We start from the raw sequence: 13,962 nt of genomic DNA on the forward strand, positions 1-13,962 counted from the left end.
GCACGTCTTGCGGACGGTGCGGTTGTGCGGTGGTTGCGGATCGTGCGGCGGTCCCGGGCTGTCGGTACCGGCGGCCCGCCCGACCCGGTCTGCCCGGCCCGGTGCGCCGGGCCGCCCTCAGCCCTTGGCCACGGCGCGCAGCCGGTCCACGACGTCCGCCCGCAGGTCGGCGGGTTCCACGACCACTACGTCCGGCCCGAACTCGACCAGCCAGGCGTCCAGCCCGTGCCCGTAGGGGATTTCCAGCTCGTCCCAGCCGTCCCCGCCCTCGCGCACGGCGGTGGCCTTGGCCCGCAGCGGGTACCCGGCGCCGGCCCGCAGCCGGATCAGGGCGGAGCGGTCCGCGCTCTCCCCGGCCCAACTCGCCACGGTCTCCCGCACGGTGACCACGTCCGGGACCTCGGCGGTGTACTTGGCCGCCCGGGAGCGGACCTTGCCGGTGATCCGGGAGAGCCGGAACACGCGCTCCGCCCCGCGGTCGCGGTCGTAGCCGGCCAGGTACCAGTGGCCGCGCCAGCACTCCAGCGCCCACGGCTCCACCTGGCGGGTCTCGGGGCGCGCGGCGGTGGACTTGCGGTAGTCGAAGACCACCGGCCGGCGGTCGCGGCAGGCCAGCATCAGCGGTTCGAAGGCAGCCTCGTGGACCGGGATGCGCGGCTCGATGGCGCTGTGCTGGCCCTCGTACGGGTCCCCCGCCTCCGGCATCCCGCCCGCGCGCAGCTTCTGCAGGGCGCCGCTGGCGGCTCCCGCGAGGCGGGCCTGTTGCCAGACCTTGGCCGCGAGCCCCAGGGCGGCGGCCTCCTCGGCGTCGAGGGACACGGGCGGCAGCCGGTTGCTGTCACGGCGGGCGAGGTAGCCGGTTTCGCCCTCCAGGTTCTCCACCGTCTCAATGACCAGGCCGAGTTCACGCAGATCGTCCTTGTCCCGCTCGAACATGCGGTTGAACGATTCGTCGTTGCCGGCTTCCATGTACGCCTCGATGGAGCCGCGCAGCTCACGCTTGCTCAGTGGCCGACGGGTCCCCAGCAGACACAGCGCCAGATTCATCAGCCGCTCGGCCTTGGCAATCGCCATCGACGCCCTTCCGCCCTTCTCCGCTTACACGTTGCACGCAACGCACGACACACGACACGCCCGGGCGCACGAGGCGCACGTCCGTGACCGTTGACCGTACCGCCCCGGCGGGCCCCGGCAAAAGCGAGGGCCCCCGCCTGACGGCGGGGGCCCCATTACCTGTCACGAGTCGTCGGATCAGACGCCCATCAGGTCGCAGACGAAGATCAGCGTCTCGCCCGGCTTGATGGCGCCGCCGGCGCCGCGGTCGCCGTACGCGAGGTGCGCCGGGATGACCAGCTTGCGGCGGCCGCCGACCTTCATCCCCTGGATGCCCTGGTCCCAGCCCGGGATGACCTGGCCGATGCCCAGGATGAACTGCAGCGGGGTGCCGCGGTTCCAGGAGGCGTCGAACTCCTCGCCGGTGGAATAGGCCACGCCCACGTAGTGGACGGAGACCTTCTTGCCGGCCTCGGCCACGGCGCCGTCACCCTCCCAGACTTCCTCGATGACGAGGTCGGCCGGAACCGGGAAGTCGGGGAAGTCGATCTCGGGCTTGCTGAGCTGGTCGCTCACGGAACTGCTCCTCATAACTGAATCAGGTCAACTGGGACAGTCTTACATCACGGCGAGGATGTCGAGGCTGAAGACCAGCGTCGAGTTCGCCGGGATGGTGCCCGTCTCCTTGTCGCCGAAGCCCTGGTCCGGCGGGATGACGAGCAGGATGCGGCTGTTGACCTTCTTGCCGATCAGGCCGTCCTTGAGGCCCTTGACCGAGAGCTGGTCCATCGGCCAGGTCACCGTCTGGTCCGTGGCGTACGTGCTTTCGAAGGTCTTGTCGTCCTTCCACGTCTTGCCGTTGAACTTGACGATGACGCTGTCGGTGTCCTTGACGGCCGGGCCGTCACCCTCCAGCACGTAGTTCGAGACCAGCTTGGCCGGCGGCGCGGTGTCCTTCGGAACGGTCACGGAGACTTCCTTGCCGTCCGTGTTCGTACCGATCTTCGGCAGGTCCTTGTTGTCCTGCGCGACCTCCTTGCCCGTGGCCGAGGCCGGGACCGAGGTGCCCTTGACGATGTCCACGACGAAGACCAGCGTGGCGTTCGGCTTGATCTTGTCGCCGGAGCCCTTGTCGCCGTAACCGAGGTCCGGCGGGATCACCAGCTCAAGGCGGCTTCCGACCTTCTTGCCCTCAAGGCCCTGGTCCCAGCCCTTGATGACCATTCCGGCACCGATGGTCACGTCGAACGGCTTGCCCTTGCCGAAGCTCTGGTCGAACGGCTCCTTGCCGTCCCACACCTGGCCGTAGTAGTTGACCTGGGCGACATCGCCCTTCTTCAGCACCGGGCCGTTGCCCTCGCTGACGGTCACCACCTTCAGCTGCTTCGGCGGGTCGCCCTTGCCCGTGGACAGGGTCGGGGTCTCACCGAACTTGGCACCCTTGGTGATCGCGGGCGCCCCGTTCGTCATCTGGGCGGAGTCGGAGCCGCTGTCGCCACAGGCTGCTGTCGACAGCAGCAGAAGGGGTACGACAAGCAGGCCGGCAAGTCGGCGCACGTGTTCCTCAGATCTCAGACGGCACGGTCGTCGCCACTCTAAGGCGTGCGCCGGGCCCCGTACGAGATCCGTACGGGGCCCGGCCAAGATCAGCGCGATGTCACATCCCGGCGATCAGCTTCTCCACCCGGTCGTCCACCGACCGGAACGGGTCCTTGCACAGCACGGTCCGCTGCGCCTGGTCGTTCAGCTTCAGGTGCACCCAGTCGACCGTGAAGTCCCGCCGCTGCTCCTGCGCCCGGCGGATGAAGTCGCCGCGCAGCCGCGCCCTCGTGGTCTGCGGAGGAACCGACTTGCCCTCGAAGATCTTGAGGTCGTTGCAGATCCGCGCCGCCTGCCCCTTGCGCTCCAGCAGGTAGTACAGCCCGCGCCGGCGGTGGATGTCGTGGTAGGCGAGGTCTATCTGAGCCACCCGCGGATTCGACATGGTCATGCCGTGCTTGGCCCGGTACCGCTCGATCAGCTGGTACTTCATGACCCAGTCGATCTCGGTCCCGATCCGGTCCAGGTCCTCCGCCTCGATCGCGTCGAGGGTGCGGCCCCACAACTCCAGCACCTGGTCCACCGTGCCGGTACGGATGCCCCGGCGCTCGGCGAAGTCCACCGCCTTGTCGTAGTACTCGCGCTGGATCTCCAGCGCCGAGGCCTCGCGGCCGCTCGCCAGACGCACCTTGCGCTGGCCGGTGATGTCGTGGCTGACCTCGCGGATCGCCCGGATCGGGTTCTCCAGGGTCAGGTCCCGCATCACCGTCCCCGCCTCGATCATGCGCAGCACCAGATCGGTGGCCCCGACCTTGAGCAGCATGGTCGTCTCGGACATGTTCGAGTCCCCGACGATCACGTGCAGGCGGCGGTAGCGCTCGGCGTCCGCGTGCGGTTCGTCCCGGGTGTTGATGATCGGCCGGGACCGGGTCGTCGCGGAGCTGACGCCCTCCCAGATGTGCTCGGCCCGCTGGCTCACGCAGTAGACCGCACCCCGGGGGGTCTGCAGCACCTTGCCCGCGCCGCAGATCAGCTGCCGCGTGACGAGGAACGGAATGAGGATGTCCGCCAGGCGGGAGAATTCTCCGTGCCGGGCCACGAGATAGTTCTCGTGGCATCCGTACGAGTTGCCGGCCGAGTCGGTGTTGTTCTTGAAGAGATAGACGTCGCCCGCGATTCCCTCCTCGTGCAGGCGGCGTTCGGCATCGACGAGCAGGCCTTCGAGAATGCGCTCGCCCGCCTTGTCGTGCGTGACGAGTTCCGTCACGTTGTCGCATTCGGGAGTTGCATATTCCGGATGCGAACCCACGTCGAGGTACAGACGGGCGCCGTTCCGCAGGAAGACATTGCTGCTGCGGCCCCATGACACAACACGGCGGAAGAGGTAGCGCGCCACTTCGTCAGGAGACAGTCGGCGCTGTCCCCTGAACGTGCACGTGACGCCGTACTCGTTCTCCAGCCCGAAAATGCGGCGGTCCATGACTGAACATTACGCCTTCTGCACTGTTCTGAAACCGGGTTCGTGAACGCCGTTTCGATCAGTTGCCGACGAGCCGCTCCGCCGCGCCCCCCGCAGGGCCCTCCAGCGCACCGCCGACCACGCCTTCCGGCGCAGCCGACGCAGAGCCCGTCACCGTACGGGTCCGGCCCGGAGCAGCCAGGACGCGCTGAGTGAGCGTCAGCACCACCAGGGCCGCGGCCCCGGCCGCACACGCCACCCCGAACCCGGCCGCCGTACTGCCCAGTTCCACCGCCGGACCCGCCACCGCCGTACCGACGGCCGCACCCACCCCGAAGAAGGTCACCAGCCAGGAGAACGCCTCCGTCACCGTGCCCGCCGGAGCGTGCCGGTCCACCACGATGAACGCACAGGCGATCGTCGGCGCCAGGAACACCCCGGCCAGGGCCGTCAGCGCCGTCATCGCCACCGGACCGGGCGTCAGCAACAGCGGCAGGTAACCCAGCGCCAGCATCGCCACCAACCCCCGCAGCCGACGCTCCGGCGCCCCGCCCCACTGCCGCGCCCCGTAGACCACTCCGCCGACCAGGGCGCCCAGCCCGAGGGCCGCCATCATCCAGCCGTAGACCGCCTGGCCGCCGTGACCGTCCGAATAGGCGATGCCCGCCACCGTGATCGAGCCCAGGGCGCAGCCCACGAAGAAGAACGCACCCAGCAGCGCCATCAGCCCCCGCGAGCGCAGCGCGCCCAGCCAGTGGGCCTCGCGCGGCTCCGAGCGCCAGGTGCGCGACGGCTCGCTCAGCACGACCGACAGGGCACCCAGGACGCCCAGCGCATTGATCACCAGCAGGGCGCCGGACGGGCTCCACAGCGCGACGCACACCGTCACGATCAGCGGGCCGACGGTGTACATGATCTCCTGAGCCACCGCGTCCAGCGCGTACGCGGCGTGGACCCGCTCCTCGCGGCCGCCCAGCACAACGGGCCACAGCGCCCGCAGGCCGCCCTCCAGCGGCGGCGAGAAGAACCCGGAGACGACGACCGCGCCGTAAGCGGCAGCGGCCGACCCCGTACCCGCCAGCGCCAGCCACGCCATGCCCAGCGCGGAAGCCACGGCGGCGGGCAACTGGACCCGGGGCTGCCCGTACAGGTCCACCGCGCGGCCGAGCAGCGGCTGCCCCACCGCGTTGGCGAAGCCGTACACGGCGGCCAGCGCGCCCGCGAGGCTGTAGCTGCCGCCCCCGGCCCGCACGAACAGCACGATCGCGATCGCCGCGGTGGCGTTCGGCAGCCGGCCGACCAGCGTGCCCGCCAGCAGCCGTGCGGCGTGCCGGGTCCTGAGCAGCTCCGCGTAACCCGCGGCCATGTCCGCCCCTTTCTGCCCGGACCCTGCCGGAGTAATACGTATAACGAAGACAGTTATACGTACCATGGCCGCAGCCTGCCGGTCCAACCCGCGGACCAACCCGCACCCTCGCCGACCTCGCATTCCAGGAGAACCGTGTGACGAGACCCACCAGCCGGGACGTGGCCACCGCCGCCGGGGTCTCCCAGGCCACCGTCTCCCTCGTCCTCGGCGACAAATGGCGCGGCCGCGTCTCCGAACGCACCGCCGACCTCGTCCGCGAAGCCGCCACCACCCTCGGCTACCGCCCCAACCTCGCCGCCCGCAACCTCCGCCTCGGCAGCACCCGCACCGCCCTCCTCGTCGTCCCCGCCCTCACCAACGAGTTCTTCGCCCGCGTCTACACCGGCGCCGCCCGCATCGCCGCCGAACACGGCTTCGGCGTCGTCCTCTACCCCTCCCCCGACGGCACCGGCCCCGCCCGAAACCCCTTCGCCTCCGCCCGCGCGGCCCTCGACGGAGTCATCGCCTCCTCCATGGCCGCCCGAGCCCTCGACGCCATCGGCGACGCCGGACTCCCCCTCGTCATGCTCGACAGCGACCCCACCGCCGGACACGCCGCCGCCCACGTCAACCTCGCCATGGCCGACGGCATGCGCCAAACCACCGAACACCTCCTGGCACTGGGCCACCGCCGCTTCCTCCACCTCGCCTCGGCCGTCGACTCCTGGACGTTCGACATCCGCGCCGAAGCCCTGGCCGCCCTCCTGAGGCCCCACGCCGAGCTGCGCACCGTACGGGCCCCCCTCGCCGTCGCCGACGCCCGTACGGCCGTGGAGGCCGCCCTGACCGCCCCCGAGGGCCGACCCACCGCCATCGTCTGCGACGACGACATCCTCGCCGCCGGCGCCTGCAAGGCCGCCCGCCGCCTCGGCCTGCGCGTCCCCGACGACCTCTCCGTCACCGGCATCGACGACCTCGCCCTCGCCACCGCCGTCGAACCCGAGCTCACCACCGTCCGCCTGCCCGCCGAACGCGTCGGCGAACAGGGCATGACCGCCCTCCTCGCCGTCCTCGACGGCACCCCCTGGACCGCCCCCGACATCCCGGTCGAACTGATCGTCCGCGCCTCCTCCGGACCGGCACCCACCGGCCCCTGAAAAACGAACGGCGCCCCCGGCCCGAAGGCCGGGGGCGCCACCGCGCCCGGATCCCTACTCGGAATCGTCCTCGGGAGCCTCGTCGTTCGAGACCGCGTCAGCCTGCGCCGCCGCCGGAACGTCCGCCTCCAGCAGCCGCGACAGCTGCCGGCCCCGGATCCGCTTGAACTTCCGCTGCTGCGACCGCGTCCGGTCCAGCACCGCAACCTCCAGCCGCTCCGCCGGAATCGTCTTGTCCGCACCGCTCGCCTGGCTGGACAGCGCCTGCACCGCCAGCTTCAGCGCCTCGGACAGGGTCATCCCGTCCTGGTGCCGCTGGTCCAGATAGGTGCTGATCTGCTCGGCGTTGCCGCCGACCGCGACCGAGCCGTGCTCGTCCACGATCGAACCGTCGTGCGGCAGCCGGTAGATCTGGTCACCCGCCGCGGTCGCACCGACCTCGGCCACGACCAGCTCCACCTCGTACGGCTTCTCACCGGCACTGGAGAAGATCGTGCCGAGCGTCTGCGCGTAGACGTTCGCCAGCCCACGGGCCGTCACATCGTCACGGTCGTAGGTGTATCCGCGCAGATCGGCATAGCGCACGCCGCCGATCCGCAGGTTCTCGTACTCGTTGTACTTGCCGGCGGCCGCGAAGCCGATCCGGTCGTAGATCTCGCTGAACTTGTGCAGCGCGCGGGACGGGTTCTCGCCGACGAACACGATGCCGTCGGCGTACTGCAGCACGACAAGGCTGCGACCGCGGGCGATGCCCTTCCGGGCGTATTCCGCCCGGTCGGCCATGGCCTGCTGGGGTGACACATAGAACGGAGTCGACACCGGTTGTCCGTCCCTTTCTTCTGGGCGACGAGAGGAGTGGTCAGAGCAGGGCGGCGCGCGGACCGTCGGGCTGCTCCAGGCGACGGTTGGTGACCGTACGGGCGAGCTCCTGCGACTCGTCGTCGCTGAGCCTGCGGAATCCCTCGTCCGTGATGACGGTGACGATCGGATAGATGTGGCGGTACAGGTCCGGACCACCGGTCGCCGAGTCGTCGTCGGCGGCGTCGTACAGGGCCTGTACGACGAGGGTGGTGGCCTGCTCCTCCGTCAGATCGGGGCGGTACAGCTTCTTCATGGAGCCCCGGGCGAAGATGGAACCGGACCCGGTGGCGGCGTACCCGTGCTCCTCGGAGCGGCCGCCGGTCACGTCGTAGGAGAAGATCCGGCCCTTCTCCTTGGCCTCGTCGTACCCCGCGAACAGCGGTACGACCGCCAGCCCCTGCATCGCCATCCCCAGATTGCTCCGGATCATGGTCGACAGCCGGTTGGCCTTGCCCTCCAGCGAGAGCGTCGCGCCCTCCACCTTCTCGAAGTGCTCCAGCTCCAGCTGGAACAGCTTCACCATCTCCACGGCCAGGCCGGCCGTACCGGCGATGCCGACCGCGGAGTACTCGTCGGCCGGGAACACCTTCTCGATGTCCCGCTGCGCGATCATGTTCCCCATGGTCGCCCGCCGGTCACCGGCGAGCACGACCCCGCCGGGGAAGGTGGCGGCGACGATCGTCGTCCCGTGCGGCGCCTCGACGACCCCCTCGGGCAGCTTCCGGTTCCCCGGCAGCATCTCGGGCGAGTGCGCCCCGAGGAAGTCCATGAAGGACGAAGACCCCGGCGTCAGGAAGGCTGCCGGTAGACGCCCTGTGCTACGAGTGTTGGGTTCCACAGGTTTCCTTCCACGTAAGCGGCTGCACGCCTTATGACGTCCGGCCGATCCTTGAACTGCCCCAGTGCTGCGTGACAGCTGAAGCACAGTACGCCTCGGACCTTACCCGTCTGATGATCGTGATCCACGTGCTCTGCCGGACCCTGTTGGCAGATGACGCGGACACCGCCCTGGGCCACGATCATCTCGTCGCGCTCCGCCTCGGTGATGCCGTAAGCCCGCTTGAGGTGGCCCGCCCGCCCTTGGACGGCCCGGCAGGCCTTGCAGCGGGTGGATACCCCGTCAGATGCCGGGCGTTCTTGTGCCATTCACCGTGCGGCTCGACCTCACCGCACTGCCGACAGAGCTTCCACCCTGCCGGCACCTCGACATGCTCCTTGACGACCTTGCCTTTGGCGGCCTGGCGGCGCCGGTAGTGCCGAGCACTGTATGCAGCCACACATGCGCGACAACTGGGCTGGAGCCCGTCACTGCGATTGAGATCCGAGGCGAATCCGCTCAGTGGCAGGTCACGAGCACACCCTCGACACCACTTCGTTCCATTGGACATGGAGCACACACCGGCGGATTCGCCTTAGATTCGAAGGTTATTCGCCGCCTTTTTGGACGAAACTCCGAACGAAGTCCTCGGCATTCTCCTCAAGTACATCGTCGATCTCGTCAAGAACCGAGTCGACGTCGTCGGAGAGCTTTTCCTGTCGTTCCTTGAGGTCCGACTGTGCCTCCGCGGCCTGCTCCTCGACCTCCTCGGTCGAGCGAGTCGCCTTCTGCTGTCCGCCGCCGGTGTCCTTGGTCGCCATGTCTACCTCACCCCGCTCGGTTCGCGCGCTCATGTCGAGAGACCCCGGGATCGGGATCTCTCAAGATCAGACCCTACGTCGGACCCTACAAGGAGGGTCCGGCATTCGTCCCCGCACTTTCATAAAGTGCGGCTTCTTTCATGATTCCCGGAACGGTGACTTTTCAGCCCTCAGTTTCCGCTCAGTACGCGCACCAGGTCCTCCGCCGTGCGGCAGCGGTCCAGGAGCTCCTTCACGTGCTTGCGGGTACCCCGCAGGGGTTCCAGCGTCGGGACCCGCTGGAGGGAGTCGCGGCCCGGGAGGTCGAAGATCACCGAGTCCCACGAGGCCGCGGCCACGTCGTCCGCGTACTGCTCCAGGCACCGGCCCCGGAAGTACGCCCGGGTGTCCTCCGGCGGCTTGCCCTGGGCGCGCTCGACCGCCGTCTCCTCCACCAGCCGCTTCATCTTGCCGCGGGCCACCAGGCGGTTGTAGAGGCCCTTCTCGGGCCGTACGTCCGCGTACTGGAGGTCCACCAGGTGGAGCCGGGCGGCGTCCCAGCCGAGCCCGTCCCGCCTCCGGTAGCCCTCCAGGATCTCGCGCTTCGCGATCCAGTCCAGCTCTCCCGACAGGCTCATCGGATCGCTCTCCAGCCGGCCCAGCACGTCCTCCCAGCGGGCCAGCACGTCCTTGGTCTGCTCGTCCGCGTCGGAGCCGAAACGCTCGTCCACGTACTTCCTGGCCAGCTCGAAGTACTCCATCTGGAGTTGTACGGCGGTCAGGGTGCGGCCGCTGCGCAGCGTGATCAGGTGCCGGAGGTCGGGGTCGTGGGAGACCTGGTGCAGGGTGCGCACGGGCTGGTCCACGGCCAGGTCGACGTTGATGAAGGAGTCCTCGATCATCGAGAGGACGAGGGCGGTGGTGCCGAGCTTGAGGTAGGTGGAGATCTCGGAGAGGTTGGCATCGCCGATGATCACGTGGAGGCGGCGGTACTTCTCCGCGTCGGAGTGCGGCTCGTCGCGCGTGTTGATGATGGGGCGCTTGAGCGTGGTCTCCAGGCCGACCTCGACCTCGAAGTAGTCCGCGCGCTGACTGATCTGGAAGCCGTGCTCGCGGCCGTCCTGGCCGATGCCGACGCGGCCGGCGCCGGTGACGACCTGGCGGGAGACGAAGAAGGGGGTCAGGTGGCGCACGATCTCCGAGAAGGGGGTCTCCCGCTTCATCAGGTAGTTCTCGTGCGTGCCGTAGGAGGCGCCCTTGTTGTCGGTGTTGTTCTTGTAGAGGTGGATGGGCTGGGCTCCGGGGAGCTGGGCCGCCCGTACGGCCGCCTCGGCCATGATCCGCTCGCCGGCCTTGTCCCAGAGGACGGCGTCGAGCGGGTTGGTGATCTCCGGGGAGCTGTATTCGGGGTGCGCGTGGTCGACGTAGAGCCGTGCGCCGTTGGTGAGGATGACGTTGGCGAGGCCGATGTCCTCGTCGGTGAGCTGGCTGTTGTCCGCGGCCTCGCGGGCGAGGTCGAAGCCCCGGGCGTCCCGCAGCGGATTCTCCTCCTCGAAGTCCCAGCGGGCGCGTCGCGCCCGGTGCATCGCCGCCGCGTAGGCGTTGACGATCTGGGACGAGGTGAGCATGGCATTGGCGTTCGGGTGCCCCGGGACGGAGATCCCGTACTCCGTCTCGATTCCCATTACTCGCCGTACGGTCATGCGGCCCTCCTTGCCCGGCGGCGCTCCCGTTCGGGAGCGGCGCTCAAGTACCGCTGGTGCTCCGGTGCGTGTGCGGTGCCCGTCCCCGCACTGCGCGACCGGCGGTACGGAAGAGCCTAGAACCACTCCGCGCTGGTGGGGAGATCATTTCAGTCATTGACTTCACCCCGTCACCGGCTGAAAAGAACGGTCGGTAAAGCAGTCGGCTGCGGGTGCCCGGTGAGGGCATCCGCAGCCGCCCTGTTCGATCAGAGGTACTGACCGGTGTTTGCCACCGTGTCGATGGAGCGTCCGGTGTCCGCGCCCTGCTTTCCGGTGACGAGGGTGCGGATGAATACGATCCGCTCGCCCTTCTTGCCGGAGATCCGGGCCCAGTCGTCCGGGTTGGTGGTGTTGGGCAGGTCCTCGTTCTCCTTGAACTCGTCCACGCAAGCCTGGAGGAGGTGGGAGACGCGCAGGCCCTTCTGGTTGTGCTCCAGGAAGGCCTTGATGGCCATCTTCTTCGCCCGGTCCACGATGTTCTGGATCATGGCGCCGGAGTTGAAGTCCTTGAAGTACAGGACTTCCTTGTCGCCGTTGGCGTACGTGACCTCAAGGAAGCGGTTTTCCTCGGTTTCGGCGTACATCTGCTCGACGACGGTCTGGATCATGCTGTGGACGGCGACCTCGGGCGAGCCGGAGTGCTCGGAGAGGTCGTCGCTGTGGAGCGGCAGCGAGGCCTTGAGGTACTTCGCGAAGATGTCCCTCGCCGCTTCGGCGTCGGGGCGCTCGATCTTGATCTTCACGTCGAGTCGGCCGGGGCGCAGGATGGCCGGGTCGATCATGTCCTCGCGGTTGGAGGCGCCGATGACGATGACGTTCTCCAGGCCTTCCACGCCGTCGATCTCGGCGAGCAGCTGGGGGACGATCGTGTTCTCGACGTCCGAGCTGACTCCGGATCCGCGGGTGCGGAAGAGGGATTCCATCTCGTCGAAGAAGACGATGACGGGGGTGCCCTCGCTCGCCTTCTCCCGGGCACGTTGGAAGACGAGGCGGATGTGCCGCTCGGTCTCGCCGACGTACTTGTTGAGGAGTTCGGGGCCCTTGATGTTCAGGAAGTAGGACTTCCCGGCGGGCTGGCCGGTCACCTCGGCGACCTTCTTGGCAAGGGAGTTGGCCACGGCCTTGGCGATGAGCGTCTTGCCGCAGCCGGGGGGGCCGTACAGCAGGATGCCCTTCGGGGGCCGCAGTTCGTGCTCCTTGAAGAGGTCCGGGTAGAGGTACGGGAGCTCGACGGCGTCGCGGATCAGCTCGATCTGGTCGCCCAGGCCGCCGATCTTGTCGTAGTCGATGTCCGGGACCTCTTCGAGGACGAGTTCCTCGACCTCGCTCTTGGGGACGACCTCGTAGACGTAGCCGGAGCGGGGTTCGAGCAGCAGGGCGTCGCCGGGGCGGATGGTGATGTCCAGGAGCGGCTCGGCGAGCCTCACCACCCTTTCCTCGTCGGTGTGCCCGACCACCAGGGCGCGCTCGCCGTCCTCAAGGATCTCCTTGAGGGTGACGATGTCCCCGGCCCGTTCGAACTCCATGGCCTCGACCACGTTGAGGGCCTCGTTGAGCATGACCTCCTGGCCGCGCCGGAGGTCTTCCGGTTCGACGCTGGGGCTAACGTTCACGCGGAGCTTGCGGCCCCCCGTGAAGATGTCGACGGTGCCGTCTTCGTTCGCCTGAAGGAAGACACCGAAGCCGGCCGGGGGCTGCGCGAGCCGGTCGACTTCCTCCTTGAGGGCGATGATCTGGTCGCGGGCCTCACGGAGCGTATTTGCCAGTCGCTCGTTTTGCGCGGAGACGCCGGCCAGGTTTGTCTGGAGCTCGACGATCCGCTCTTCGAGAATCCTCGTGTGTCGCGGAGAGTCGGCGAGCTTACGTCGCAGGACGGCGATTTCCTGCTCTAGATAGGCAACCTGACCGGCGGGGTCCTCAGACCCTCGCCCCGGCCGGATGCCGCGGTTGATGTCGTCGTCGTGGGCTGCCACGGTCCTCACCTCCTCCAAGGGGAGCTGGACGCTTCCTGACCCTACCTGGGCTGGTGGTGATTGAAACCCCTAGATCACAAAGACGGTAGAGGTGTGTCCGATCTTCACCCTTGCGTACTCCCTCACGCCAAGGAAATACCCACCCATCAACATCGGAAAGCGGCCGGTTGTAAGGTCGAACTGTTCAACACCCGTCAGGGCTCGCGCGACTTGCCGCGACTTGTGGCGGAAACGGATCACTGAGCGCAGGGAACGGCAGGAGATATGACCGTGCAGCAGGAGGCTCCCACGGGTGGTGCCGGGCAGGCCGGAGAGCCGCTTGAGGTCTGGATCGACCAGGACCTCTGCACCGGCGACGGGATCTGCGTGCAGTACGCGCCGGAGGTGTTCGAGCTGGACATCGATGGTCTGGCGTACGTGAAGAGCCCGCAGGACGAGCTCCTGGTGGACGCGGGGGCGACGACTCCGGTTCCTCTGACGCTGCTGCAGGACGTGGTGGACTCGGCGAAGGAATGCCCGGGTGACTGCATCCACGTAAGGCGCGTTTCGGACAGGGTCGAGGTCTACGGCCCCGACGCGGAGTGATGGTTCAAACACTCCTGGCGTCTGAGTTCGTCAGCTCCTGGCGGAATTTTCCGCCGCTCCAGCGCCACTTGGCGAGCTGTTTCACGTCGGGGCTGTAGCGGGGCACCTGGGGCGAGGAGTAACCGAGGAGACTGGCGGTGACGACTCCGTCGCGGACGGCGAGGTCGGTGGCGGTCTGCTTCTTCCCGGCCTCAAGCAGGGTGGCCACGATCCTGGGTGCGGCGCCGGGGGTCTTGTCCTGGGCGAGTACGTAGATCGTGTGGGGCGGGGTGCCGGAGCCTGCGTCGCAGCGGACGGCGGCCACGGTCTCGGGCCGGCCGTCGCCGTCGAGGTCGCCCTGGGCGGTGGCCGTGACGGCCACGGGGAAGCCCTTGCAGTCCAGTGGGTACGTGACCCCGGCGGGGTCGGGTGCGGGCACTGCGGGGGCTTCGGGGGCTGTGGCGGGCCGGGGGCCGCTCGCGGGGGCCGCGGAGGGGCCGGTGGCGGACGCTTCCGGCTGGATGAGTCCCGCGGCGGCGATGACGGCGGCCATGGCGGTGGCCGTGGCGAGCCAGTGGAGGGGCCCGGCGCTGCTGTGGGCCAGGGTTTCCAGTGTCGGCGTCAGCTCGGCGGGGCGGTGCGGCAC

General features: G+C 68.7%; 14 protein-coding genes. 2 read left to right on the top strand and 12 right to left on the bottom strand.

The genetic code is table 11. The annotated features are described in order from the left end of the window. Positions 1 to 117 precede the first annotated feature (117 nt). From OG974_RS11700 to OG974_RS11720, 5 genes are all read right to left on the bottom strand, one after another. Positions 118 to 1,074, bottom strand: a complete 957-nt coding sequence (locus OG974_RS11700; RefSeq protein WP_327282630.1) for a WYL domain-containing protein — start codon at positions 1,072 to 1,074, stop codon at positions 118 to 120. Positions 1,075 to 1,251: 177 nt separating this feature from the next. After that, positions 1,252 to 1,629, bottom strand: coding sequence for an FKBP-type peptidyl-prolyl cis-trans isomerase (locus OG974_RS11705; RefSeq protein ID WP_328762232.1), 378 nt, complete (start codon positions 1,627 to 1,629; stop codon positions 1,252 to 1,254). Positions 1,630 to 1,671: 42 nt separating this feature from the next. Beyond that, positions 1,672 to 2,610 (bottom strand): FKBP-type peptidyl-prolyl cis-trans isomerase, encoded by a 939-nt coding sequence (locus OG974_RS11710; protein WP_328762233.1) that lies wholly within the window; start codon positions 2,608 to 2,610, stop codon positions 1,672 to 1,674. Between the two features lie 100 nt (positions 2,611 to 2,710). Further along, positions 2,711 to 4,072, bottom strand: coding sequence for a Pup--protein ligase (gene pafA / locus OG974_RS11715; RefSeq protein ID WP_030294339.1), 1,362 nt, complete (start codon positions 4,070 to 4,072; stop codon positions 2,711 to 2,713). Positions 4,073 to 4,130: 58 nt separating this feature from the next. Next, positions 4,131 to 5,417, bottom strand: a complete 1,287-nt coding sequence (locus OG974_RS11720; RefSeq protein WP_328762235.1) for an MFS transporter — start codon at positions 5,415 to 5,417, stop codon at positions 4,131 to 4,133. A gap of 137 nt (positions 5,418 to 5,554) precedes the next feature. On the opposite strand from OG974_RS11720, the gene OG974_RS11725 reads away from it, so the two are divergent. Beyond that, on the top strand, positions 5,555 to 6,556 hold the full coding sequence (locus tag OG974_RS11725) for a LacI family DNA-binding transcriptional regulator (RefSeq protein ID WP_371646381.1): 1,002 nt from the start codon (positions 5,555 to 5,557) through the stop codon (positions 6,554 to 6,556). A gap of 54 nt (positions 6,557 to 6,610) precedes the next feature. On the opposite strand, the gene prcA is transcribed toward OG974_RS11725, so the two are convergent. The 6 genes from prcA to arc form a co-directional block, all read right to left on the bottom strand. After that, a complete protein-coding gene (prcA, locus tag OG974_RS11730; protein WP_327282635.1) occupies positions 6,611 to 7,375 on the bottom strand; it encodes a proteasome subunit alpha in 765 nt (254 codons plus the stop codon). A 40-nt stretch (positions 7,376 to 7,415) separates the two neighbouring features. After that, the gene (gene prcB / locus OG974_RS11735) at positions 7,416 to 8,255 is read right to left on the bottom strand and encodes a proteasome subunit beta (protein WP_327282636.1); all 840 of its coding nucleotides are present in this window, start codon (positions 8,253 to 8,255) and stop codon (positions 7,416 to 7,418) included. After that, positions 8,207 to 8,563: an endonuclease VII domain-containing protein gene (locus OG974_RS11740; RefSeq protein ID WP_327282637.1), complete on the bottom strand. Its 357-nt coding sequence runs from the start codon at positions 8,561 to 8,563 to the stop codon at positions 8,207 to 8,209. Before OG974_RS11740 ends, prcB begins: the two co-directional genes overlap by 49 nt. A 279-nt stretch (positions 8,564 to 8,842) precedes the next feature. Continuing rightward, a complete protein-coding gene (locus tag OG974_RS11745; protein ID WP_045947082.1) occupies positions 8,843 to 9,055 on the bottom strand; it encodes a ubiquitin-like protein Pup in 213 nt (70 codons plus the stop codon). A 170-nt stretch (positions 9,056 to 9,225) separates the two neighbouring features. Continuing rightward, a complete protein-coding gene (gene dop / locus OG974_RS11750) occupies positions 9,226 to 10,737 on the bottom strand; it encodes a depupylase/deamidase Dop (RefSeq protein WP_327282638.1) in 1,512 nt (503 codons plus the stop codon). 248 nt (positions 10,738 to 10,985) lie between these two features. Next, positions 10,986 to 12,752 carry a proteasome ATPase gene (gene arc, locus OG974_RS11755; RefSeq protein WP_327282639.1) on the bottom strand — a complete coding sequence of 589 codons (1,767 nt, stop codon included), beginning with the start codon at positions 12,750 to 12,752 and terminating at the stop codon, positions 10,986 to 10,988. A gap of 264 nt (positions 12,753 to 13,016) precedes the next feature. On the opposite strand from arc, the gene OG974_RS11760 reads away from it, so the two are divergent. Beyond that, positions 13,017 to 13,337 (top strand): ferredoxin, encoded by a 321-nt coding sequence (locus tag OG974_RS11760; RefSeq protein WP_327282640.1) that lies wholly within the window; start codon positions 13,017 to 13,019, stop codon positions 13,335 to 13,337. Positions 13,338 to 13,341: 4 nt separating this feature from the next. On the opposite strand, the gene OG974_RS11765 is transcribed toward OG974_RS11760, so the two are convergent. Further along, entirely contained in the window at positions 13,342 to 13,962 is a 621-nt protein-coding gene (locus OG974_RS11765) for a hypothetical protein (RefSeq protein ID WP_371646385.1), read from the bottom strand.

The organism is Streptomyces sp. NBC_00597 (assembly GCF_041431095.1).
In the GTDB taxonomy this organism is placed as follows: domain Bacteria; phylum Actinomycetota; class Actinomycetes; order Streptomycetales; family Streptomycetaceae; genus Streptomyces.